This window comes from Actinomycetota bacterium (genome assembly GCA_040905475.1).
Taxonomy (GTDB): domain Bacteria; phylum Actinomycetota; class AC-67; order AC-67; family AC-67; genus DATFGK01.
On the sequence record JBBDRM010000035.1, the window covers coordinates 1 to 23,493 of the forward strand.

Here is a 23,493-nt window from a genome sequence, read left to right on the forward strand (position 1 = left end):
GGTGGTGAGGTATGGGGGGCTGGGGGCGCTGCTCCTCCAGGTGTGCCGCCGACGTCACCAAGCGCGGCCGTTGTGCGATGGGCTCGAGCAGCCGCTGGAACGTTCCGGCGTCGACCGCAATACCGGCTCACTGAGAAGTCACGCGCACGCTGGATTCGACGTTTCCCGGACAATGTACAGGCCAAAGTTCATGTCGCTCAGGAAGACACAGCCGCGGTCATCAACGACGACGCCCCAGATCTCGGTCACGTACCCCACCACGTGGTGAGGGTCTTTTGCCGGCGGCGGTACGAGGTGAGCGATCTCCAACGGCCGCGTCGGATCGCTGATGTCAAGCACGCGGACGCCATCTGAGTACCACGACACGTACGCCTTGTTGCCGACGACGACGGGATTGTGCGCCGTATAGTCGCCCGACCGGAAGTTGGATGGGCTCTGGGAGTTCGGCGTCTTGTACTGCCCTACCTGGATGGGCCGAGCGGGGTCGGAAACGTCGAAGACGCGAACGTATCCCCAACCTTTTTCGAGTTGGAGATTCGCACCGGGACATGCGCCGGTAGGCGGAAGGACCTCATCGGTATGCAGGAGGTAGCGCTCGTCGCCCGTCAGATCGCCGGAATGGCCATCACCCTCCGCATTCGCGGGATAGGGAGTCTTGCCCAGATATCTGGGAGCCGCGGGGTCGGTGATATCGAGGATCACCGTTCCGAGGTCCCAGTGCGCCACGTAGGCGATCGTCCCCGCGGCGTTCGTGGTGGCGGCGTGCCCATAGGTGAGCACGGTGCAGCCCATCCCCTCGAACGGTGCATTCGACGTCAGCCCTTCGCGGTTCGAACTCCAATCACTCAGCTCTACCGGATACGCAGGATCCGACAGGTCGACGATCCGCACATCACCACGCTTTGGATTCTGATCGTCCCGGAGCATCGAGAACGGGACAGCGAGGATGCCTATGACGCGACCGTCGCTCCGCGGAGTTACCCAGAACTCGTGCACTCCGAAGACTGCCGGCGTTGACAAGAATCCGATCTCGCTCGGGTGAGCGGGGTCGGTCACGTCAAAGATCTGCAATCCGCGCGGGGCATCGCTGACGCGTTCACACGCCTGGATGCCAACGAAGGCGATATCCCGTCCCGCAGCCGGACCACCGGTATAGGTGATGACTTGCATGTCTTCAGCCGATGTCCCTGCCGGGTTCTGCAACGTTGCGATGACCCGCGGGTCGGCGGGATCGGACACGTCCACCACCCGCACGCCGGTTGCCGATCCCGATGGACAGTGACGCGGCCCATCCGTTCGACCGAACCCCCATTGGCCGACGTACGCGGCCCGCTTGTGAACCCAGACATCGCCATTGAACCCGCGGCCGCCAAGATCGTTGCTTCCGACGATCTCCATCCCCAGCGCGGAGGCGCCGGGCACGGCGGCAGTGGCCGATGGTGGAGCAGCGGCGATCAGGAGAAGTGAACTGATGATCCCCCAGATCGCCATCCGCCGATGAAGCTGAGGAGACAGCGCCCGGAGGACGACCGAAGAGGAGAACAAGGAACCCACTTCCCGACGCATCTCCCACCCCTCGTCTCTCTGCGACGGCTGTACACCGTCGTCGACCCCACGTGCACCCTCTATTACGGGTGCCGAGCGGACATCTTGCGGGGCCGCCCTTTTCGTCATATCAGAAGATCGATGCCAGAACCGTCGGCTTGCCGACACTTTGCCTCGGTGGTCGCTCTCATGCGCCCCGCCGCCGCTCCTAACGGGCACGTTCGAGCCACGCTTCCGCCTCAGCGATGCGAGGTTTCGCCTCGAGTCGACCGAAGATGTCCAGCGACCGTTGGAGCCATATGCGGGCGTCGGGTTTCCCGAGCTGAGCCAGGCACCGTCCGGCGCCGAGGGCGCACGTCGCGTCTTCGACGACGTGCCCGTACTGGTTCCATCCCTCGGCGGCATCGACGTACGACCGAGCGGCATATTCTAGTTGCTGGCGGGCCTCGGCGATGGCCGCCCTGGACGTGAGAACCGCGTGTTCGAATCGCGGGAACGGCGGAAGATCGAGGTTCGTGAGGAGCTCCTCCGCCCGCCGAATATCGTTCGCCGCGACGTAGGAGCGGATGACGTCCGGGAGCTGAATCCCTACGTATTGGCTCATGCCAGAGAGTTCCCGCGCCAATCGATCGAGTTCTGCCAGGGGTGCCGCGACGTCGTCGATGCGCTGTTCGGACACGGCGGTCATCGCGGCGAGACTAAAGACCTGGGCCAGGACCGTCGTAAACGCAATCTCCCGAACTTCGTCTAGGTATTCACCCAAGAGCGCTGAGGCGTCACGCGCAAGGCCGCGCATCAGCCGGACCCGGGTCGCGAGGACTCCGGCGAGGAGCCTCGCCCACGCTGCGCCGGTCTTTCGATGATGTCGTTCCAGGACTGCGGCTTGTTCAAGGAGTGCGTCCCAATGGCCGATCTCAAACATCTGCTCGAGGGCGAGCGTGTTGCCCACCATCTCCATGTTCGTTAGACCACGTCGGGCGGCGAAATCCACCTCTTCGCGGGCCCAATCCAGTGCCTGCCGCGGCCCTTCCGAGAACCAGATTGATTCTCCCAGGTTTCCCTGGATGCGAACGGCATGGGCTGCGGTTCCATGGTCGAGGGCGAGTGAAAGCGCTTCCTTCGCGTCCTCGATACCGCCGACGTCACCAAGATCCCATCGAGCGAAGCCTTTCGCCTCGAGGCCTAGATATAGAGGCGCGCCGGGAGGCATGTCCCGGGCCGCCGTTAAGGCCCTTTCCGCGAATTCGATGGCTTCTCTCGATCGACCGCCGAGCATCAGCGCGTAGGCGGCATCTGCATACGCAGCCGCAAGGCGCTCTGGGTCGTTCCCTTCTTCCTCGAAGATCTTGATCGCTCTCTCGAGCGTTTCGAACGCAGGCGCTGGTCCCTTCGTCTGTCGGAGCGGGTACGACAGCGCGGCCCAGGCATCCGCTGCACCTACGCGATCGCCGATCCGGTCGCATTCCTCGATCGCCATACGAAGGTCGCGTTCCGACTCGCCGAGGCGGCCAGCGTGGTAGGCGGCCTTCCCGGCGGAGACCAGCACTCGGGTCCGGCCGAGGTCGTCGGGCGAGAACAACTCCAGCGCCCTGCGGTAGTACTGTTCCGCCCTGCCTGCGTCGAGGTTCAGCGCTCGGTCGCCGGCGAGTGTGAGGAACTGGCGGGCCCGTTGCTTGAGGTCGACCGCGTCGTCGGTGCCGCCGACGGTTTCCGCGATCCTCAAGGCCTCCAGGTAATGGTGAGCGAGCAGCTCGGCGTGGTCCTGGATGCGTTCTCCCGCTATCCCTTCGATCCACGCCGCGGCGGCGCGGTGCTTCTGGATGCGCCCTGCTCTCGGGATCTGTGCGTAGGCCACGTCGCGCACGAGCGCGTGCCAGAAGGTGTACTCACGCTGATCCTTCACCGACGAGTTGCGGGCCGGTTTGACGAGCTCCTTGGCCGACAGCGCGTGAAGGCTTTCATGCACGTCACGCCCGGGGCGGTTGCCGATCGTGGCCACCGCCCCGTCCCAGAAGACCCTGCCCATCACCGAGGCGTCCTGAAGCAACGACTTCTTGTCCGCGGCGAGGGTGTCGAGGCGCGCGGCGATGAGCGCCTGCACGGAATCGGGGACGGGGATCTCGTCTTCGGATCCGGCGAGGTCCATGCCGTCGCCGACGACGCCGCGATCCTTCACCATCCGCACGAACTCGGCTGCGTACAGCGGGTTCCCCCCCGCGCGCTCGAGCACGAGCGCTTGCGTCTTCGGCGGAAGCACCGAACGCTCCAACAGATCCGAGACCAACCGTGCGGTCTCTTCCTCCGTCAGCGGCCCGAGCGCGATCGTGTTGGAGTTGCGCTTCCCCCCGCCCCACCCGGCGGCTTGCTCGAAGAGCTCCGGACGCGCCGTGCAGAGGACGAACAGCGGCACGCCGGAGGACCAGTCGACGAGGTGCTCCAGAAACGCCCGCAAGGCCTCGTCCGCCCAATGCAGGTCCTCGAACACCAACACCATGGGTCCCCGGGTCGCGATGGCTTCGAACAATCGCCGCCACGCAGTGAACGACTCCGATCGGTCAGCAGCGTCCTTGGGTTGCGATGTGGCGATCCCGACGAGCGGCGCGGTCTGCGAGAGGATCCACTCCCGGTCGGACTCGTCTTCGACGGCCTCCTCGATCGCGATGCCGAGTTTCTGTCGCGCCTCGTCTGTGCCGTCCGATTCGAGGATCCCGGCCTGAGCTTTGACGATCTCTCCGAGCGCCCAGAACGTGATGCCGTCGCCGTACGGCAGACAGCGGCCTTGCCGCCAGGAAACGAGATCCGGGAGCCCCTCGATGAAGTTGGAGAACTCCTCGACGAGGCGAGTCTTGCCCACGCCCGGTTCACCGGTGATCGTGACGAGCTGGACCGACGACTCGCGGACGCAGCGACCGTACGTGCGTTTCAACACCTCGACCTCGTCGTCCCGGCCGACGAAGGGCGAGAACGCGCCGCGCTCGACGTCGATCCCGAAGCGAGCGCGCGGCGCGACGGCCCGCCAGACGAGCAGCGCCTCGGACTTCCCTTTGACCTCGACCGGCGGCAGCGCCTCGTAGTCGAAGACGCGAGCCGTCGTGCGGTACGTCTGCTCGCCGACCACGACCTTTCCCACCGGCGCGACCGCCTGGAGCCGACTGGCGCTGTTGACGACATCACCGGTGACGATGCCTTCTCCGAGCTCGGGCCGAGCAGAGAGCGTGACGAGCGCCTCGCCGGTGTTGATACCGACGCGGACGGCGATGCCCAGGCTGGGTTCGGAGCGGTTCAGCTCATCGATCGCATCGAGGATGTCGAGCCCGGCGCGAACCGCGCGTTCGGCGTCGTCCTCGTGCGCAACCGGCGCACCGAACACGGCCATGACGGCGTCGCCGATGAACTTCTCGACGGTGCCGCCGAAGCTCGCGATCTCGCTGCGCAGGAGCGCGTGATAGGGGCGGAGAGCGGCGCGCACGTCCTCGGGATCGGCGCGGTCGGAGCGCGCGGTGAAGCCGACGAGGTCGCAGAACAGGACCGTGACGATCTTGCGTTCCTCGCTGGCGGCCGGCGGCACCGGCGCGGCAAGCGGCTGCCCGCAGTCGAGACAGAACCGCGCGCGCTTGGGATTCTCTGCGGAACACCTCGGGCACGCCGGCATGGATCGAGTTTAGGGCCGGAGGATCGTAAGGCGGTAAGACGGCCGGACGAGGCCCGGCCGTGGGGCCGGGCCTCCCCGTGGATGTGGATCAGCCGCCCCGCTTGAGAGCGGCCGTCTTGCGGGCGCTCTTGCGGCCACGCTTGAGGGCCGCGGTCTTGCGACCCGCCACCTTCGACTGCGCCTTGGACCCGGTCTTGCTAGCCAAGCGCGCCGCCGGTCGCTTCGGCTGGATCTTCTTCGCTGTCATGACCTCCTCCTCCGGTGTTGTTGATTAGCCGCCATACCTACTACCGGCCGTCTTGCGGGCGCTCTTGCGACCACGCTTCAACGGTCTGGCGGTCTTGCGGCTGGCCACCTTCGACTGCGCCTTCGAATCGGTCTTGCTCGCGGCGCGAGCCGCTGGCCGCTTCGGCTGGATCTTCTTGCCTGCCATCCCCATCGCCTCCCCTTCCTCGCCCGAGCCCTCTGCCCGGACACAGTCGAACCCTACGACCCGGGCACGTTTCCCTATATCTCAAAGGCGACACAAAAACCGTCGGCTCTCTGACAGATGCTCAATGCTCCTGCTCCCAACCCACCGCGGCATGCGGACTGACCAACCCTCGCCGGAAAGCTCCCCGGACCAGCCGGTCAAAGCCTGCACGGCTCAAGCGGAACGCGCGGACCGGCGTCAACGTCCGAACCGATGCGGTGCGTGGCGAGTCGCGCAGGAGCGCAACCTCTCCCACGTGCGACCCCGGACCCAGTTCACGCACGCGTCTCCCGTCCTCCAACACCTCGACCCGGCCCGATCCGATCGCGTAGAACTCCGCCGCCTCGGCCCCTTGCTCGATGAGCGTGGACCCCGGCGCAACGTTCACCCACTCGCCCAGATACAGCACACGCGCCAGCTCGTCGGTCTCGAGATGGCGGAACGGTGGCAGGCGGCGCAGTTCCTCCAGCTGAGCCGCCGACGTCACCAAGCGCGGCCGTTGGGCGATGGGTTCGAGCAGCCGCTGGAACGTTCCGGCGTCAAGCTCAAAGACCTCGGACGGGACTGTGGCGCGGACGGTCGCGGTCCGCGTCGCGCGTTCGACGAGCCCGAGCTCCCCGAACGCTTCCCCACGCCCGAGCGTGCGGATAACGCGCTCCCGCCCATCGTTTCCCTCCTCGACCACGTCGAGCGACCCCCGACGTACCACGTAATAAGCGCGGGCCGGCTCACCCTGCCGGACTACGGGCTGGCCGCTCGCGATGCGCTGCAGACGCACGCGGCCGGCGATCTCGTTGAGCGTCTCGACCGGTAGCTCTTCGAACACCGCAAGTCGATCGAGAAGCCCAGCAGCTTCGACCCGCCAGCGTTTCTGTGCCCGGAACGCGACGGCACGCCAGAGATCACGGACGCGAAGGGCAAGCGATCGCAGAAGCTTCACGATCCCGCGAACGATCGGTCCCCCGATGAATACACCGAGCGCGACGAGCATGATCTTGCCGCCGAGCCCGCTTTCCCACATGCTTTCGATCACGCTGAAGAACAGGCGCTTCCAGAAGAAGTAGCTCAGCCAGAACGAGAAGATCGTGAACGCGATCCCCACGACGCCGTAGACGAGGAGCCCCACCTCCACCCGGTTGATCCGCACGCGCGTGCGCAGCTTGTGCCACAAGTCGTACCGCAGGAACGCGAGGGATCGCGGCCGCAGGTCGGGCACCTGGATCGCATCGGAGAGGATCCAGTAGCCGTCGAGCTCCAACAACGGCACCAGGTTCATCCACAGGATGAAGTAGTTGAGGACCGCCCATTTGTAGAGCGTCGGCGCGCCCCAGCCGTCGGGGTTGAGCCACACGTACAAGGCCGCAGGCGCCGCGAGGATCATCTCGGCGTACGGCCCGGCCCACGCCTGCCCGATGCGCGTGCGGCGGTCGAGCATCATCGCGTCCGACGAATCGACGAAGAACGCCGGCGCGCCGTAGTAGATCCGGAACCCGGCACTCTTCACACGCCGGCCGTGCCGGATGACGACCAGCGCATGGCCGAGCTCGTGCGCGAAGATGATGAACAGGTTGAGGATCCAGATGATCACGAACTCGACGCCGGCGCTCGTCGGCTCGAGATGGTACGCGCCGGGCTGTATCAGTCCGCCGAACGCGACTAGGCCCGCGACGGCGATCAGACCGCACACGATCTTCGCAGGGCGGGTGAACAGATACTTCAGCCCATTCCGATAGAGCCACCGCACCAGCCGGTCGGCGTCGGACCACTCGATCGACAACGTCCGGAAGAATTCTTTGGCCCTCGCACGCCGGCGGGACACCGGCTTCAACCCGCGCCGGACCGCGGCATCGACGTCTTCGAACGGGGGCTCCAGGAAGCCGCCGATGCGGAGTTGGGTGATGAGGTCGGCGACGGCGTCAGGGTCGAGCCCCTCTTCCGCTCCAAGACGCTCGGCAACGAGCTCGTTGACGGTCCGCGTCCCATCCATGCGCCGCATGAGTTCCGCCTCCCAAGGCAGCAGCCGATAGAAGACGAGGTCCCGCGGGTTCGCGGCCATCGCGTAGTCGTTGCCCCAGCGAAGCGTGAAGTCTTTGATCTCGATGTCCGGCGCGAGTAGAGGCTTGTAGAGCGTAGGGTCGAGCCGCTCTCGAACTTGCCTCCAAGCGCCCCGATCGAACACCTCTCCGTCTCGTGATGAGGACGCCACGGCACGGCCGAGCTCCAGCCATACATCAGAAGGAGGCGCAGTCACGACGGCTCTAGCCGCTCATCGGAAACCGAACTGGCGGTTCCGAAGGAGCCTCCTAGGCGGCCGATGAAGCGATGAAATCGCTGAACGGCGCAACCTCGGCGTACACACCGGGTTTGCCGGGCCTGGCACACCCGTCGCCGAACCAGGTCACGCCAATCAGGATCCACTCGCCTTCAGACGACTTCGCGAGCAACGGGCCTCCCGAGTCCCCTTGGCAGGTGTCGACGCCGCCTTCGTCGTACCCTGCGCAGACCATCGTCTCGGCAACGAAGTCCTCCGGATATGCGGCCGCGCATGCAGCGTCGGCAACGATCGGGACCTCTGCCTCCTGGAGCTGATACGTGGGATCGAGCATCGCCTGCATGATCGCGCCTGCCGGGCCGAGAGGGGCCTCCTCACGCAGGCCCCAGCCGATGATCGTCGACAGGGTCCCCGCTGGGTACAGGGATTCGTCGCTCGGCGCGGCCCAGCGGAGGACAGGCTGTGTGGAATCTTCGTAAAGTTCGATCACCAGGAGGTCACTGTTCGGATCCGAGACGCGATGGAAGGCTTTGATGCGGATCCGCTCGCCGCCTTCCTGGAGGTCCGTCGTTCCGAGCAGCACGCTCAAGCCGAGCCCGGCGGGATCCGCCGGAAGGGCGGCTAAGGTTGGATCGATGAACGGTGAAAGGGTCGGGTCGACAAACGGCGCCATGCAATGACCGGCTGATATGACGAAACGCGGTGCGACGAGAGCGCCTCCGCAGTTGGGTCCTCGGACCAGGGGGACCGGGCCGGCCGGGTCGTCACCGCGATACATCGCAGCGGCCCAGGGATACTCACCCGGGTCGGCCGGCTGCCCCCCGACGACGGCGCTCGACGTCCCGCCGATCGAGAGGACGAGCGCGATCGGCAATACGAACCGAGAAACTTGGCGCAAGCCTTTCATCTCTCACCCCCTGTTGCCATCCTCAAAGCGGTGCCTTTTGGTTGCAATAGGGCAGTTAGCCCATCTTTGACCCGACTGGGGCGAGGATAGCTGGAAGCGCTGTTTCCAACCGTCGCCGTGATGACACTCCAGCGGCAGTTGAGGGATCGGGTCATGCCGGGTCGGCTTGCCGGCCCCATTATGAACGTGCTCGGCGGCGCAACTCCTCGATGTCGCGGACCTCGATACGGCCGCGACCCAGGGCGATCATCAAGGACCGCTCGGCGTCCTTGAGGACGGAATTGACGGTCGGGCGAGTCGCCCCCGCGAGGGCGGCAATGTCGTCCTGACTCAAGGGGATGACCAGGTCGGTCGTCCCCTCCGCATACACATCGCCCAACGCCAGCAACCGGCGGAACACCCGCGTCTGGACGGGGACGAACAACGCCTCCAGAAGGTGAGACGTCAGCCGCTTCACCTGTGTGGCGAGGGCTGCAGCCAAGACCTCGTTGACCTCTGGGGATCGCGAACGGATGTCCTGGAAGGCGTCGCGATGGATGATCACCGTCTCGGTGGGCTCGAGCGCGACGATCGTCGCCGTTCGCGCCGGTGGAGGTGTGATCAACGCCATCTCGCCGAAGAAGTCTCCGGACCCGAGCACGGCGAGCGTCGCGACGTCACCACGCGGGGTCGTCACGCGAACGGAAACGCGGCCGCTCTCGATCAGATGAAGCGTCTCGGCGGGATCACCCTGATGGAAGATGATCTCGTTCCGCGCATACCTGCGACGCCGCGCGAGCGCGAGGAGTGAGTCTCGCTCTTCGGGCGATAGGCCGGCGAGGAGTTCCCACTCCATCGGTCAGTCCAGCTCCGGCAACACCACCGGATCGGGTCTCGGCGAACAGGTACCGCACCAGAGGGCATCTTCGACGACGAGGACTTTGATCGGACCTTCGCCGCGTGCGCGATAGAGCTCGAGGATGTAGGGACGATCCTGTACATGGTCCTCGCAGAGGCCTCGCGCACAGAAACGGCAAGAGCCCACCGCCGTCTTCCTGCAATGCCAGCAGTCCACTTGCGAGCCCCTGTCCCGAGGATCCGAGGGGATGATAGTCCCAATAACCGTGAAACCGGGCAGATTCTGGGTAATTCCGGCGACGAGCTCGGAGCATTGTTTGCGTGGTCTGGGCAGTTCGACGAAGCCCGAAGTAGGGCGATGGAGGCTGTCCGTGCGACTCAGAAGACGGACCTCGTCAACGACCAGGCGGATGCTCTGTTCAGCTTGGCAATGGTGTCCCTGGCTGCCGGGCAGGTCGACGAAGCTAGGGACGCCGCCTCGAGGAGCCTGGAGATCTACCTCCGAAAGGGGAACCAGGCGAGCGCCCGCCAGGCCGAGGAGTTCCTTGCTCTGCTGTAGTTCTCATAGCAGATATGCTATAAATTCGATATATGAAAACCATGATGATCGGATCAGTTCTGCGCACAGCCCGGCTCGGGAAGAAGCTCACCCAGGCGCAGGTCGCCGAGCGGATGGGGACGACACAGTCCGTCATCTCGCGAGCGGAAGCGGGCTGGCTCGAACCGTCGTCCGGCTTCATCGAGCGCTTCGCACGGGCAGTCGGGCAACCGATCACCGTGACGTTCGGAGGGGAACCCTCGCTGCCCGACCGCCGAACCCGTCGTGGTCGAGTGCGGCGAGCACTCGGCGACTACGTGTTCGATCCGTGGGAGCGGTCCCCGGGCTCTGCTGAGATCAAGAGCCTTGAGTCTGATGGGCTGACGCGTGAGCACTTCGAAGGCCGAGCGGCTTCTCGCACGCGCCGCTAAATCAAAGGTCCGGCTACGCCGCCACCTCTTGGTTGCTGCAGCGCTCCGCGAAGTGCTCGGAAGCGATCCGATCGTCGTCGGCGGAACGGCCGAGGAGTTCTGGACCAGCGATGAGTATCGCGAGACAGATCTCGACGTGTGCGCCCCATTGACGACCGCAGAACGCAAGACCTTGGGGAGCCTAGGCTTCGAACGGGAAGGACGCCACTGGTATCACGCCTCTTCTCGCGTGGCGGTGGAGTTTCCCGACTCGACGATCGACGGTGACCCCGAAAGAACCGTACTCGAGTCCGTACCCGGCGGAGCGGCTCGCATCATCGGCGTCGACGACCTTTACCTCGATCGGCTTCGTCAGGCGACGATGAACGAAGACATCGAGGACGTCCACTTCCAGTCGACCCTCGCCGTGGCGGCCGCCTGTTTCGATGTCATCGACTGGCGCTACGTGCGATCCCGGCTCGCAGCGATCGAAGAGACCGATCGCACCGTCGGCTCGGCGATGAAGCGAATCAACACCAGAGTGAGACGGCGAGCCTTGTCGGTCTCGAGGCAGTGACATCCTGATCAGATGTCACGTGCACGAGCGCGGATCCGATCCAGCAATCGGCGCCGGCGTTTTTCGGTGCGATCGGGTTCGATAGCCGAGGGACGGCTCCGTTGAAGGAGGAGCCGTCCCCCGTTTTCAACCGACTCCCACCTATCGATGGTCTGCCAGTCGGCGTGTTCCTCGGTTTTGTTTTTCGTGTTGGTGAGGTTTCGTAAGCCACCGCTGCCGTCGGCGTTCAGCACGTACAGGTCCGACGGCGGAAATGTGATGTCCGCGAAGTGTTCGAACAATGAGCTTGCCGTCGGGTGACCAGCTTGGAGTTATGTTGTTGCCGAACCCGCTCGTGACTTGCCGAACCCTCGTCCCGTTGAACCGCATGACGAAGAGATCGCTGACGGCGTCGATGCACGAGTTGTTCTCGAAGACGATGCTCGCACCGTGCGGGCCGTCGATCGAGCTGGTCAGGCGGTTTCCAGCTCCTGGAGTGCGGCTCTCGCCCTCGCGGCGGAAACGACGTTCTCCTTCTCCTCGTAGAGCGCGAGCGCTGCCCGCAACATAGTCCTGGCATCGTCACGCCGGCCGCCCCGGATGAAGATCGACGCCGCATCCACCCTGGTGTCTGCCTGGTCGTTGATCGCGTGAGAGGCATCGACGATCGCGAGCGCTTCTCGTATGAGTTCCTCGGCTCCATCGAGATCGCCTCTGGCCGCGAGTAGCTGCGCTTTCGCGCGACGCCATTCCATCTGCGTGACGGCATCCTCTGCCCCACCGGTTTCTCGGCTGATCTCAGCCAATGCCTCCGCCTCGTCATAACGACCGCACGCATGGAGCGCCAGCGCAGAGGCTGACGCAAGCGTCGACAGGTAAGTGCGCTCGCCTAGTTTGCTCAGGATGTCGTAGTCAGGCTGTAGATGTGCGACGGCCGCCTCCGGGTCGCCCGCCAGCATCTCGACCTTTGCGGCGAAGTACGAATACGTGGCCCCGAGGACGGTTCGGCCTGCGTCGTCAACGAGAGCTCGACCGTCGCGATACTGCTGGCGCGCCGTAATGAAGTCGCCTCTCCGTGCATGGAGAAGCGACTCGAAGATCGAGAGCAGACCGCGCGCGAAGCGGTCCTCTCTGAGGTCATCATTCAAGGCGTGAAGCCGCTTGAACGCCTCTGATGTCGGGACATGCCCCTCGACCGCGACAAGGAGCAGCCAGATGGCAGCATCCAGAAAAGCGCGTCTGTCGCCTGCCCTCCGGGCATAGTCCAGCGCCCGCATCAGCGCCTCCTCGGCGTGTCGCGTCATCATCCCGAACAGATGGTTATCCGCAACGAGCTTCCAGACCTTCGCCAATGCCGCATCGTCGCCGGATACCTCGAAGATCCGCACAAGGTCCTCCGACTTCCGATAGGCCTTCATGGCTTCCTCGGGCTGAACCATCACTTGACGCCGCCAACGTTCAAGCGCCACAAGCGCTCCGAGGCGCGCATCGCTCCCAGGCGCAACGGCCTCAGCATTGTTGATCGAAGCTTCGGCCGCATCGAACTCGCCGCCCTCGGTCTGAGCTGCAGCGAGATCTACCAGGAGTTCGACGTGCCGAGAGCCGCGGTCAGGCGAGAGGGCTACCGCGCGAGCCAGCAGTCGCGAAGCAGCCGGCATGTCGGAGCGGGCCAGTGCGCGCCGGCCCGCACGAGCCAGGTACTCCGTCGCGCGCCCGGCCAACTCCATCCCCGCCGAGCCGACCGGCCCGAGCTCGGAAGACCAACGGAATGCTTGCTCGAAGTGATAGCCGACGATCTCCTCCAGCTCGATGGCGCGATCGCCGAGCGAGGCTTCGAGCCATCGGGCGAACCGTTCGTGCAGGGCGGCACGCGATTCCTTGGTCACTGCGGCGTACGCCGCATCGCGGATGAGGATGTGTCGGAATCGATAGCTGGGGGCCGTCGTCGACGGATCCGGTTGGATGAGATCGCGCCGCTCGAGCGCGTCGAGGCTCGGGACGAGGGCGTCTCGCAGCTGATCCCCGGCCAGATGGCGGACCTCCTCCTCCTCGAACGTCCGCCCAATGACGGACCCGCATCCGATCACGGTTCGCTCCTCGTCCTGAAGCTGGTCGAGGCGCGCCGCGAGGATCCCTTCGATCGTCGCGGGCATCTTCAATTCGGCCGGATCGCCGGCGAGTGCCCATGACCCGTTCTCGCGACGGAGAACGCCTTGGTCCACGAGCATCCCCACGAGCTCTTCGAGGAAGAGCGGGTTTCCTTCGGCGATCGCGACCATCCGCCCGGCGACGTTGCCCGCGATAGCGGCCTCTCCGAGAAGGATCGTCACAAGATCACCCGCTGCGTTTTCCGGCAACGCCTCGAGCGCGATACGAGGACCGACCTCGACCCATGAAGGGCGCTCTTCCAAGAGTTCCGGCCGTGCCGGGCAAACGATCAAAAGAGGAGCCGCGACGCGCGCCTTCAGATATTCGAGCATGTCGAGGAACGTCGGCTCCGCCCAATGGATGTCTTCGAAGACGAGAGCCAGCCCGGCTGGACGAGCGACCGCCTCAAACACCTTTCGAACAGCCCAGAAGAGCTCGTGGGTCGCCACACCGAGGCCTCCGACACCGAGGATCTCAGCAACCCCGTTCATGATCGCGGCCTGCTCGGGATCTCCGGCGATGAGCCGGCCGATCTTGGCGCCGACGCCCTCCGCGTCATCCTCATCGAGGATACCGGCCGCTTGTTTGATCGCTTCCGCCGCGGGCCAGAACGTGATCCCTTCACCGTAGGGAAGACATCGAGCACGCACGACCCCGCGATCGACGCCGGCTAAGAACTCGGCCGTGAGCCGGGATTTTCCTATCCCGGGCGAGCCGAGGATCGTGACGAGCTCACAGGAACTACCGCGCCATACGCGCTCGGCAAACTCACGTAGTTGCGCAAGCTCGGGGTCTCGGCCGATCAGCGGCACGCCACGCGCACGGCGCGCCGAGGCGTCTTTGCGTATGTCGATCAGCCGATGTGCGGCGATACGGTCGGCCTTGCCTTTGACTGAGAGCGGTTCGATCGCTTCCGTTGTCGCAGCATCCCGGATCAGCGAATACGTGATAGGGCCGATCACGATCTCGCCGGCCGAAGCCGCCTGTTCCAAGCGGGCCGCGAGATTGACCGCGTCTCCGGTGACCAGCGTTTGACCGACGGCGGGATCGCCCGTCACGACCTCGCCGGTATTCACGCCGATCCGGATCGCCAGGCGGGTTCCCCAGCGCGATTCGAACTCGTCGTTCAACTGCTCGAGCGCCCGGCGCATCTCGTCCGCCGCGCGTACGGCTCGCATCGCGTCATCCTCGTGGAGCTTCGGGATCCCGAACACGGCCATAACCGCGTCGCCGATGAACTTCTCGACCGCGCCGCCGTGTCGCTCCAGCACGGCCCGCATCTCCCCGAAATAGCGGGACATCACCCCACGCACGGTTTCGGGGTCGAACCGTTCTCCCAGCTCGGTCGACCCGACGATGTCCGAGAACACAATCGTTACCGTCTTTCGGATCCGCGACGGCGCCGCCGTGCCGGCCAATGCGGAGCCGCACGACGAGCAGAAGCGCGCGTGCTCGGGATTCTCGGCGCCGCAGTTCGGGCATGCAGCCACGGCCAGATTCTATGGTCGTGCTCCGGCCGATATTCAAGATGCCTCTTCCAGCGTTCGTTCGCTCGGCGTACGAGAGGCATGTCTCGGCGGCGAAGGCGGCGCTCGGTGAGGAGCGGTGGCATGAAGAGGTTCAGAGAGGGCGAGCAATGACGATCGACGAGGTGCACCAGCTCGCACGCTCGCTCGTCCGATAACGCTCGGCCCTCTCTTCGACCGTCCTTGATTGCGAGCCCATCCAGCATGTATCCCTTGCCCATGACCCTACCGTCGGGGACCGTGTCGCTGCTGTTCACCGACATCGAGGGCTCCACCCGGCTGCTGCATGAGCTCGGCGATCGCTATGCCGAGGCGCTCGGACAGCATCGAGGGCTTCTTCGCGAGGCCTTCACCAAGCACGGCGGTGTCGAAGTAGACACGCAAGGCGACGCATTCTTCATCGCCTTTCAACGAGCGCCCGACGCGATCGCTGCTGCTGCTGACGCGCAAGTCGCCTTGGCGGCCGCGTCCTGGCCGGACGACAAGCCGGTCCGCGTCAGGATGGGCATCCACACCGGTACGCCCACCCGGGTGGCCGAAGGGTACGTTGGGATCGACGTCCACCGCGGCGCGAGGATCTGCGCCGTTGGGCACGGCGGCCAGGTGCTCGTCTCAGCCCAAGCGCGCGCTACGGGGGTCGAGCACGACTTCAAGTTCCGCGATCTCGGCGATCATGCGCTAAAGGATCTCGCGGAACCGCAGCAGCTCTACCAACTCCTCATCCGCGGTCTGGCAGAGGACTTCCCGCCTCTTCGTTCGCTTCGGCCCACGAACCTCCCCACGCCGGCCAGCTCTCTGGTGGGTCGCTCGGCAGAGCTTCGCGCGATCGTCGAGCAGATGCGTCGCGGCGGCGTCCGTCTGCTAACGCTTACGGGAGCGGGCGGGAGCGGCAAGACGCGTCTGTGCATCGAAGCCGCCCGCCGCCTCTTGGACGACTATCCGGCCGGGTGCTTCTTCGTCGGTTTCGCTTCCGTGAGCGAGTCGGATCTCATCGTTCCTACGATCGGTCGCGTCTTGGGGATCCGCGATGCGTCCGGGGCCCTCCTGTTGGACGCGATCGGTCGACGCGTCGCAGGCAAGAAGCTCCTCTTGGCCTTGGACAACCTCGAGCATCTGCCAAAGGCCGGGCTCGCGGTAAGCGAGATCCTTAGCGCCGCGCCGGAGCTTAACGTTCTCGCCACGAGCCGGCAGCCCCTGCACTTGTCAGGGGAAACGCGGTTCGCCGTGCCGCCGCTCGATCTGCCGGATACGCGACACGACCAGGAGCTGGGAACGATCGCCCGCTCGGAGGCCGTCGCGTTGTTCGTCGAGCGCGCTCGCGCCGTCGATCCGAATTTCGACCTCACCGATGACAACGCGAAGATCGTCGCAGAGATCTGTGCAAGGCTCGACGGCCTGCCTTTGGCGATCGAGCTCGCCACCGCGCGACTCTCAATCCTGTCTCCAGCCGAGATCCTCGCAAGATTGGATGACAGGCTGAGTTTGTTGACCGTTGGCGGTGGCGACCTGCCCGAACGGCAACAGACGCTCGCCGCCACGATCGAGTGGAGCTTTAACCTGCTCGATCCCAACGTTCGGGCCACACTTGCGACCCTGTCCGTCTTCGCGGAATCGTTCACCATGGACGCCGCCACGTTCGTCTGCAGGCCGAACCATGAGATCGAACTCGTGGACCATCTCCAGGCGCTCACGGACTTCAACCTTCTCGTACGACGTGACGTCGACGCGGATCGTCGTCTCGGGATGCTGGAAACGGTCGCGGAATTCTCCCGTAACCGCCTGGAGGACTCAGGAGTCGCGACCGAGACGCGGATGCGACACGCGGACTATTACATCGAGTTGACCGAACGCGGCGATAAGGAGCTGATGGGTCCCAACGCCGCGACATGGGCGAGGACCCTCGATCGAGAGATGGACAACATACGACGAGCGCTCCGCTGGCTTGCCGAGACGAAGCAGACAGACCAGGCTCTACGACTCCTCGTGCCACTCGCGCGGTGCTGGACATATCACGGCCGCTTCTCAGAGGCTCTTCAGTGGCGCGACCGATTTCTTCCTGGCGTTCAGGAGACCTCGCAGCTCGCCGCTAAGGCGTACCGGACATCCGGTGACCTCGCAGTAACAGTAGGCGACTATCGGGGTGCTGAACCGCTGTTGCTCAAGGCGCGGTCGATGTTCGAAGAAATGGGCGACGTATCAGGGATGGCCGAGGCTCTCAATGGTCTGGCACGTCTTGAGATTTGCCAAGCCCATTGGGAGGCGAGCGTCGCATTCAGCGAATCGGCGGTTGCGGCCGCGCGAAAGTGCACGGATCGTCGCATCGAGGTTCGAGCTCTTCGATCGCTCGCGGTGGCGCTGGCGGAGAAAGGCGAGTTCGAGCTCGCGGCGACGAGATACGAGGAAGCAGCGCTTCTGGCGCGCGAGCTTGAATACCATTGGGAGATGTCCATCATCCGGGCGAACATGAGCTGGTTTTCCTACATCCAAGGTGACTACATCGGCGCACGGTCCCTAGGCGAGGAGTCGCTCGCCGAATCGAACGCGCTGGGGCTCGCGCGAACAAATGCTCCGCAGCTCCATACGTTAGGTCTTGTAGCACTGCGCGATCACGAACTGCGGCGCGCGCGCGACCTTCTCATCGAAGGACTGGTGCTCTCCCACGAGAACGGTGAACCCTTCGACTGGGCGTCGTGCGCGGACGGCCTGGCGGGAGTCGCCGCCGTGGCGGGGGAGTATGTGGCCGCCGCGCGACTTTTCGGCGCGGCGACGGAGTCGTGGGGAAGAATCGACGCACCGTTGCCACCGTTCATCCGTGACGCGTACGAAACCAACCTCTCGTCGGCCCGTCGCGATCTCGGCGAAGCACGTTGGGAAGATGAGTTCCGCGCGGGCCGAGCTATGACACCGGATGAGACACACCAGCTAGCAGAGGGTCTGCTCGAATGAGAACCCCGAAGCCTTAGTTCAGCAGCCGGTCGCGGTTCGCAGGGCCCGGCACACGTCGTGAAGCCTCGGCAGGCCCAGCTGGCAGATCCGCTCGGTCAACGACCACTTGGGGATCGTAAGGATGTTGTCGAAGCTGGCCGCGCAGGGCTCGGGCATCCCATCGTCCGCGTCCAGCGCGACCTCGGTCGGGATACCTCGAACGGTCCGGCTGATCTGGGCGACGACAATGCCCGAGAGCACGGGGATGGCTGCCTGTCTGGTGAGGATGAGGTATGGACGGCGTCCCGCGTCGGGATGCTCCGCCCACCAAACCTCGCCCCGGTTCACCAGGGCTCGGCGGCGATCGACTCCCGCAGCGACGCCTCCCATGCGGCGTCGGCGACCTGAGGGCGACGCGTGTACGCCTCGACGATCTGGTTATCGATCGCCGCGCCGATGGCGTCTGCGAGGTAGGTCTCGACCGCTTCCCTGATCAGTTGAGATCTGGAAACACCCCTCTCGGCCGCCCGCTGGTCGAGCGCCGCGAGAAGCTCCTGGTTCAGCTGGACCAGCGTAGCGGTTCGCGCCATGACAATATCGTAGCATATTGTTCACGGTTCGCCGTGGTTGCCGCGTCAAGACCCGCCCTCTCGGGCGGCCGGGCCTCGGCGCACGCGGCCTGGAGTTCCACCGCTGCGCGAACAGCCTGCGCGGTCGAGGTGAACACGGCCAGCGCCTCGTCGCCGCGAAGCTCGATGACTTGCCCGCCGCGCGCTTCGACCGCGTCGCGGGCCAGGTCGGCGAACTTCTTCGCCAGACGCGCGGCCGCCGCATCGCCGTGCTCGCGCGTGAACGCCGTGTATCCGCGAACGTCGGCGATCAGGAACGTCCGCACGGAAACGGCGGTCGCGGAATCAGCCGGCGGTTCCGAGGTCTCGCCGAAGAAGTCTCCGGACCCGAGCACGGCGAGCGTCGCGACGTCACCACGCGGGGTCGTCACGCGAACGGAAACGCGGCCGCTCTCGATCAGATGAAGCGTCTCGGCGGGATCACCCTGATGGAAGATGATCTCGTTCCGCGCATACCTGCGACGCCGCGCGAGCGCGAGGAGTGAGTCTCGCTCTTCGGGCGATAGGCCGGCGAGGAGTTCCCACTCCATCGGTCAGTCCAGCTCCGGCAACACCACCGGATCGGGTCTCGGCGAACAGGTACCGCACCAGAGGGCATCTTCGACGACGAGGACTTTGATCGGACCTTCGCCGCGTGCGCGATAGAGCTCGAGGATGTAGGGACGATCCTGTACATGGTCCTCGCAGAGGCCTCGCGCACAGAAACGGCAAGAGCCCACCGCCGTCTTCCTGCAATGCCAGCAGTCCACTTTGCGAGCCCCCATCCACGCGCTTCCGGAGGATGATATCGGCTCAGCGGCAGATCCCCCGCCGAACGAGCGACAGTCGATCGGAGCGTTGACTGTCATCTGGCAAACAGACCGGTAGTGGTACGCGAGGGTTAGCTCTAGCCAACAGTCGGGTTGCACTCGAGCGATTGAGCGGCTGCCGATGCAGTGCGTTTGACGTATTGACGTCGCCACCGACCGCGCGGATGGTTACGGCAAGGGGGGAATATGAGAACTCAAGGGGGATTCGCTTCAGCCACCGCACGCGACACTTCGACCACTCGACGCGGCCTTCGGGCGGCCACGATCACGCTGGCCGCCGCCGCCATGCTGCTTCCCATGACCGTCGTCGTCGAGGCCGCAGCGCCGTGCCCGGCAGGGCTGACGCCCGAGACCTCCCGCCCGATCCCAGTCCGAACTTCCGCGACCAACTTCTCTGTCAGAGTGCACAGCGTTTCGCCCGTCACCAGTCCGTGGGACATCGTTACCGGCCCCGACGGCAATCTGTGGGTCTCCGGAAGCAGCAGCCGTATCGCGCGGGTAACAACGAGCGGCACAGCGACCACGTTCGATATGCGTGTGAGGGAGCTCGTGCTGAGCCCGGGGTCGGACGGCAACATCTGGTACGGCGCCGCCAACCAGTTCGGTAGGGTCAAACCCGCGACGGGCAAGGTCACCGCGCGATTCGGCTTCGTCGGCAACCCCAACGACATGACGCTCGGTCCCGACGGGAACATCTGGTACGCGAACAACCCCTCCGAGTTCGGACTGCCCGGCACCGACGCCGTCGGACGCATCTCTCCGACGGGGCAGATCGATCACTTCGGCCCCGTTAGCTACGCTCCGTTCTTCGTCTCCCCGGGCCCGGACGGCAACATCTGGTTCACGAGCAAGAACGGCGGGGGGATCCTGGGTTGCGTCACGCCATTCGGCGAGATCACCGAGTACGACCCGCCGGGCTTCGGCGCGCCCGAGGGGATCACGAAGGGCCCGGACGGTGCGATCTGGATCACCGAGCGCGGGGCGGACCGGATCGCGCGCGTCACGCCGGCGGGCTCCTACCGCGCGTACGCGCTGCCACAGGAGTTCGAAGAACCGATAGCGATCGAGGCCGGCGCCGACGGCAACCTATACTTCACGCTCTTCGGATGCTTCTGTCCGGAGATACTGACGAACGTGGTCGGTCGCTTGACGCCGGACGGCATCCTGACCGAGTTCATGTTGCCCGACCAGCTCAACCCGCTCGCCGTCGTCGCAGGACCGGACGAGAAGATGTGGTTCACGGCTCCAGCCACGGCGTCGGTCTTCGTACTGGAAGATTTCGAGCCGTGCACCATCACCGGGACGGACCGGGACGACCTCCTGATCGGCACGCCCGGACGCGACGTCATCTGCGGGCGGGCCGGCGATGACGTCATCGACGGCTTAGGTGGCGACGACGTTCTCATCGGCGGGATCGGCAGCGACACTGTCGACTACTCGAGCTCCCCGTCGGCAGTCACCGTCGACATCGGGAGTCAGACTGCCGCCGGCAACGGCAACGATCAGATCCCGAGCATGGAGAACGTGATCGGATCCGCGTTCGGAGATTCAATCGTGGGCACCGCTCGATCCCGTTCTCTGTCCGGAGGAGCGGGCGACGATCAAATCCTCTCGCCGGGGTTCGGTTCGACGGCTGTGTACGGCGGGGCGGGGAACGACACCCTCGAGGGCGGGGGCTCGCTGTTCTCAGGCGGCGACGGTAACGACATCCTGTTCGGCAGCCCCCAGTTCATGGACGGCGGTAACGGCGACGACATACTCAAGATCTTTTCGGAGATCGGCTGCGCGCCGTCGGGCGGATGTCGAGCCGCCGAGCAGTTGATCGGCGAGGCGATGATCACGGGTGGGCCCGGGCACGATGCCTACGACGCGTCCAACATCGGCGTGGGACTGTCGGTCGACCTCGCGACAGGAGAGGTATTCGCCTGCTTGAGCGAGCCGGAGCCCGGGTTCTGCGAGATGGCGATCAGCTTCGGGATCGGCGAGATCGAAGTCGTCATCGGGACCGCGTTCGATGACGTCATCACCGGCGACGATCTGAACAACCATCTCCTTGGAGAGGCCGGCGATGACACGCTGGACGGCCGGGGTGGGGTTGACACGCTCGACGGCGGCCTGGGCACAGACCAGTGCACGAACGGCGAGACCGTCTCTGGGTGCGAAACGTAAGGAACGCGCGAAACAACGGGGCGGGCCGGAAGCCCGCCGCCGAGCGTCTCCGCTAAACCTAGGAACACGGCTGCTCTCCCGAATCGACCCTCTGCGACAGCGCATGCGCCAAGTCCGGCCAGTGCCTGCGCGGCCGAGTCTCGATTCTGGCGTTCCCGACCCGCGCTCATCAGCGCGGCCCGGTAACAAGGTCGTCGCAAATCGTCCGAGCGGTCTAGGAGGAGGAGAAGTTGCCCCGCGGTGGCGAGTGTCATGGAAGCTGCATAGTCGAAACCGAGGGATCACGAGATCTCGATTGTCGCCACCACACGGAAACCGAACCGCTTCACATGCCTGGTCTCCTCACCGACTCCGAGCCCCTTCGGCCGGTCAGCCCCTTGCGCGGTTCGGTGCCGACGCTATCACCCGCCTACGACAGCAACGCCGTGAAGCCGACCGGGCGCGAGAGTTGACAACCGGGCCCGCCTGGCCACCAATCTGAGGAAACAACCTCGAGCGAGGGGGTCCCTTTCATGGCCACGACAAAAGAGCTCAACAAGGTGGCGCGCGCGCTCGTGGCGCCCGGCAAGGGCATCCTCGCCGCCGACGAGTCCACCGGCTCGATCCAGAAGCGATTGGAATCGATCGGCGTCGAGTCGACCGAAGAGACGCGCCGGGCTTATCGCGACGTGCTCCTCACGACCAAGGGGATGGGCGAATTCATCTCCGGGGTCATCCTGTTCGACGAGACGATCCGCCAATCGTCTGGGGACGGCACCACGTTCGTGAAGGCGCTCCAGGACGCCGGCGTGATCCCCGGCATCAAGGTCGACACGGGGGCGAAGCCGCTGGCGAAGTCGCCCGGCGAGACGGTGACCGAGGGCCTCGACGGGCTGCGCGACCGGCTGATCGAGTATCGCGGGATCGGCGCCAAGTTCACCAAGTGGCGCGCCGTGATCGACATCGCCGGTGACGAGATCCCGTCGCGCTATTCCATCCAGGTCAACGCGCATGCGCTCGCGCGATACGCGTCGCTCTGCCAGGACGAAGGACTCGTCCCGATCGTCGAGCCCGAAGTGCTGATGGACGGCGATCACACGATCGAGCGCTGCGATCAAGTCACTCGCGAAACGCTGACGGTCGTTTTCGCCGAGCTCGAAGCGCAGCTGGTCGACTTCTCAGGGATGTTGCTCAAGCCGAACATGGTGGTCCCCGGCAAGACGTCGTCGACACAAGTCGACCACGGGAAGATCGCTGAGATGACGGTCGCCGCGCTCAAGGCGTCGGTGCCCGAAACGGTGCCCGGCGTCGTGTTCCTGTCCGGCGGGATGTCGGACGAGGACGCGACGGCGCGCCTCAACGAGATGAACAAGCTCGGGCCGCACCCGTGGCAGCTGTCGTTCTCGTACGGCCGGGCGTTGCAAGCGCCGGCGCTGAAGACGTGGAAGGGCGAGTCGAGCAACGTCGAAGCTGCGCAGCGCGCGTTCTACCACCGGGCGAAGATGAACTCGCTCGCTCGCACCGGCGAGTACAAGTCCGAGATGGAGAGCGCCGCCTAGGTGGTCTCGTCGTTCGCGTCGATCTGCTCGTTCCTGTGAAGCGTGACCCAAAACCTACGCCCGGCGTAGGTTTTCGGCCCCGGTCTTCTAAGGAACGAGCAGATCCGGACACGGTCTGCGCGTGTCTGGGTAGCCGGGAGCCTCAGGCTATTCCGTCGGGCGTTCTCGAACCGCCAGCGTCACTCGCCCCGAAGCGGTGAGCTTTCCGGTTTCGATGTGGGTGACCTCGACCTGCCAGACGTGGGTCGTTCTGCCGGTGTGGATCGGGGTGGCGACACCGCGAACGTGACCCTCCCTGCTCGCGCGGATGAAGTTCGTGGATTGCTGGAGTCCCATCACGAGCCTCTCGGGCCAGCCCGCGACGGCGGCCGCGCCGGCCGACGCGAGCGTCTCGATCAGCGAGCACGTCGCGCCGCCGTGGAGGATCCCGTCGGGCTGCGTGTTCCCTTCGACCGGCATCGTTCCGACGACGCGCTCGCGTCCCCATTCTTCGATCGTGATGCCGAGCCGCTCGGTTAGCGTGTCGAGGCCGGGTGGGATCAGGGGTTCGTCGGCCACAG

19 protein-coding genes are annotated in these 23,493 nt (G+C 65.3%); 7 read left to right on the forward strand and 12 right to left on the reverse strand.

Annotated features, from left to right (window positions below):
- Positions 1-138: 138 nt before the first annotated feature.
- The 7 genes from WEB06_03225 to WEB06_03255 all read right to left on the reverse strand — a co-directional run bounded on the left by WEB06_03225 (position 139) and on the right by WEB06_03255 (position 9,683).
- The gene (locus WEB06_03225) at positions 139-1,566 is read right to left on the reverse strand and encodes a hypothetical protein (GenBank protein MEX2554624.1); all 1,428 of its coding nucleotides are present in this window, start codon (positions 1,564-1,566) and stop codon (positions 139-141) included.
- Positions 1,567-1,753: 187 nt separating this feature from the next.
- Complete coding sequence (locus WEB06_03230) at positions 1,754-5,113, reverse strand: adenylate/guanylate cyclase domain-containing protein (protein MEX2554625.1); 3,360 nt, start codon at positions 5,111-5,113, stop codon at positions 1,754-1,756.
- Between the two features lie 172 nt (positions 5,114-5,285).
- On the reverse strand, positions 5,286-5,444 hold the full coding sequence (locus WEB06_03235; protein ID MEX2554626.1) for a hypothetical protein: 159 nt from the start codon (positions 5,442-5,444) through the stop codon (positions 5,286-5,288).
- 24 nt (positions 5,445-5,468) lie between these two features.
- Positions 5,469-5,630: a hypothetical protein gene (locus WEB06_03240; GenBank protein ID MEX2554627.1), complete on the reverse strand. Its 162-nt coding sequence runs from the start codon at positions 5,628-5,630 to the stop codon at positions 5,469-5,471.
- A 121-nt stretch (positions 5,631-5,751) separates the two neighbouring features.
- Positions 5,752-7,848, reverse strand: a complete 2,097-nt coding sequence (locus tag WEB06_03245; protein ID MEX2554628.1) for a cyclic nucleotide-binding domain-containing protein — start codon at positions 7,846-7,848, stop codon at positions 5,752-5,754.
- Positions 7,849-7,972: 124 nt separating this feature from the next.
- The gene (locus tag WEB06_03250; GenBank protein ID MEX2554629.1) at positions 7,973-8,848 is read right to left on the reverse strand and encodes a serine protease; all 876 of its coding nucleotides are present in this window, start codon (positions 8,846-8,848) and stop codon (positions 7,973-7,975) included.
- 178 nt (positions 8,849-9,026) lie between these two features.
- Positions 9,027-9,683, reverse strand: a complete 657-nt coding sequence (locus WEB06_03255) for a Crp/Fnr family transcriptional regulator (GenBank protein ID MEX2554630.1) — start codon at positions 9,681-9,683, stop codon at positions 9,027-9,029.
- A gap of 204 nt (positions 9,684-9,887) precedes the next feature.
- On the opposite strand from WEB06_03255, the gene WEB06_03260 reads away from it, so the two are divergent.
- From WEB06_03260 to WEB06_03270, 3 genes are read left to right on the forward strand one after another with little or no spacing between them, the layout of a single operon-like run.
- Positions 9,888-10,244, forward strand: coding sequence for a tetratricopeptide repeat protein (locus WEB06_03260; GenBank protein MEX2554631.1), 357 nt, complete (start codon positions 9,888-9,890; stop codon positions 10,242-10,244).
- A 44-nt stretch (positions 10,245-10,288) separates the two neighbouring features.
- On the forward strand, positions 10,289-10,654 hold the full coding sequence (locus tag WEB06_03265) for a helix-turn-helix domain-containing protein (protein MEX2554632.1): 366 nt from the start codon (positions 10,289-10,291) through the stop codon (positions 10,652-10,654).
- On the forward strand, positions 10,611-11,210 hold the full coding sequence (locus WEB06_03270; protein ID MEX2554633.1) for a hypothetical protein: 600 nt from the start codon (positions 10,611-10,613) through the stop codon (positions 11,208-11,210). The genes WEB06_03265 and WEB06_03270 overlap by 44 nt, the downstream gene beginning before the upstream one ends.
- Positions 11,211-11,662: 452 nt before the next feature.
- Here the strand turns inward: WEB06_03270 and WEB06_03275 are convergent, their stop codons facing one another.
- Complete coding sequence (locus WEB06_03275; protein ID MEX2554634.1) at positions 11,663-14,827, reverse strand: adenylate/guanylate cyclase domain-containing protein; 3,165 nt, start codon at positions 14,825-14,827, stop codon at positions 11,663-11,665.
- A 38-nt stretch (positions 14,828-14,865) separates the two neighbouring features.
- Here WEB06_03275 and WEB06_03280 point away from each other — a divergent pair, with 38 nt between their 5' ends.
- Together WEB06_03280 and WEB06_03285 are read left to right on the forward strand one after the other, a co-directional pair.
- Positions 14,866-15,021, forward strand: a complete 156-nt coding sequence (locus WEB06_03280) for a hypothetical protein (GenBank protein ID MEX2554635.1) — start codon at positions 14,866-14,868, stop codon at positions 15,019-15,021.
- A gap of 61 nt (positions 15,022-15,082) precedes the next feature.
- Positions 15,083-17,809 (forward strand): adenylate/guanylate cyclase domain-containing protein, encoded by a 2,727-nt coding sequence (locus WEB06_03285; GenBank protein ID MEX2554636.1) that lies wholly within the window; start codon positions 15,083-15,085, stop codon positions 17,807-17,809.
- Between the two features lie 18 nt (positions 17,810-17,827).
- On the opposite strand, the gene WEB06_03290 is transcribed toward WEB06_03285, so the two are convergent.
- The 3 genes from WEB06_03290 to WEB06_03300 are packed head-to-tail and all read right to left on the reverse strand — an operon-like array spanning position 17,828 to position 18,947.
- The gene (locus WEB06_03290) at positions 17,828-18,136 is read right to left on the reverse strand and encodes a type II toxin-antitoxin system PemK/MazF family toxin (protein MEX2554637.1); all 309 of its coding nucleotides are present in this window, start codon (positions 18,134-18,136) and stop codon (positions 17,828-17,830) included.
- Positions 18,133-18,378: a ribbon-helix-helix protein, CopG family gene (locus WEB06_03295; GenBank protein ID MEX2554638.1), complete on the reverse strand. Its 246-nt coding sequence runs from the start codon at positions 18,376-18,378 to the stop codon at positions 18,133-18,135. Before WEB06_03295 ends, WEB06_03290 begins: the two co-directional genes overlap by 4 nt.
- Positions 18,348-18,947: a cyclic nucleotide-binding domain-containing protein gene (locus WEB06_03300; protein ID MEX2554639.1), complete on the reverse strand. Its 600-nt coding sequence runs from the start codon at positions 18,945-18,947 to the stop codon at positions 18,348-18,350. The genes WEB06_03295 and WEB06_03300 overlap by 31 nt, the downstream gene beginning before the upstream one ends.
- Before the next feature lie 465 nt (positions 18,948-19,412).
- On the opposite strand from WEB06_03300, the gene WEB06_03305 reads away from it, so the two are divergent.
- On the forward strand, positions 19,413-21,395 hold the full coding sequence (locus tag WEB06_03305) for a hypothetical protein (GenBank protein MEX2554640.1): 1,983 nt from the start codon (positions 19,413-19,415) through the stop codon (positions 21,393-21,395).
- A 512-nt stretch (positions 21,396-21,907) separates the two neighbouring features.
- Positions 21,908-22,933, forward strand: coding sequence for a class I fructose-bisphosphate aldolase (locus tag WEB06_03310; protein ID MEX2554641.1), 1,026 nt, complete (start codon positions 21,908-21,910; stop codon positions 22,931-22,933).
- 147 nt (positions 22,934-23,080) lie between these two features.
- On the opposite strand, the gene WEB06_03315 is transcribed toward WEB06_03310, so the two are convergent.
- Positions 23,081-23,491, reverse strand: coding sequence for a PaaI family thioesterase (locus tag WEB06_03315; protein MEX2554642.1), 411 nt, complete (start codon positions 23,489-23,491; stop codon positions 23,081-23,083).
- Positions 23,492-23,493: the final 2 nt, after the last annotated feature.

Excerpts from the sequence above, each read along its gene's own strand:
- WEB06_03225 (MEX2554624.1), bottom strand. The coding sequence starts at position 1,566 with ATGCGTCGGGAAGTGGGTTCCTTGTTCTCCTCTTCGGTCGTCCTCCGG.
- WEB06_03235 (MEX2554626.1), bottom strand. The coding sequence starts at position 5,444 with ATGACAGCGAAGAAGATCCAGCCGAAGCGACCGGCGGCGCGCTTGGCT.
- WEB06_03240 (MEX2554627.1), bottom strand. The coding sequence starts at position 5,630 with ATGGCAGGCAAGAAGATCCAGCCGAAGCGGCCAGCGGCTCGCGCCGCG.
- WEB06_03250 (MEX2554629.1), bottom strand. The coding sequence starts at position 8,848 with ATGAAAGGCTTGCGCCAAGTTTCTCGGTTCGTATTGCCGATCGCGCTC.
- WEB06_03255 (MEX2554630.1), bottom strand. The coding sequence starts at position 9,683 with ATGGAGTGGGAACTCCTCGCCGGCCTATCGCCCGAAGAGCGAGACTCA.
- WEB06_03260 (MEX2554631.1), top strand. The coding sequence starts at position 9,888 with ATGCCAGCAGTCCACTTGCGAGCCCCTGTCCCGAGGATCCGAGGGGAT.
- WEB06_03265 (MEX2554632.1), top strand. The coding sequence starts at position 10,289 with ATGATCGGATCAGTTCTGCGCACAGCCCGGCTCGGGAAGAAGCTCACC.
- WEB06_03280 (MEX2554635.1), top strand. The coding sequence starts at position 14,866 with ATGCCTCTTCCAGCGTTCGTTCGCTCGGCGTACGAGAGGCATGTCTCG.
- WEB06_03285 (MEX2554636.1), top strand. The coding sequence starts at position 15,083 with ATGACCCTACCGTCGGGGACCGTGTCGCTGCTGTTCACCGACATCGAG.
- WEB06_03295 (MEX2554638.1), bottom strand. The coding sequence starts at position 18,378 with ATGGCGCGAACCGCTACGCTGGTCCAGCTGAACCAGGAGCTTCTCGCG.
- WEB06_03300 (MEX2554639.1), bottom strand. The coding sequence starts at position 18,947 with ATGGAGTGGGAACTCCTCGCCGGCCTATCGCCCGAAGAGCGAGACTCA.
- WEB06_03305 (MEX2554640.1), top strand. The coding sequence starts at position 19,413 with ATGAGAACTCAAGGGGGATTCGCTTCAGCCACCGCACGCGACACTTCG.
- WEB06_03310 (MEX2554641.1), top strand. The coding sequence starts at position 21,908 with ATGGCCACGACAAAAGAGCTCAACAAGGTGGCGCGCGCGCTCGTGGCG.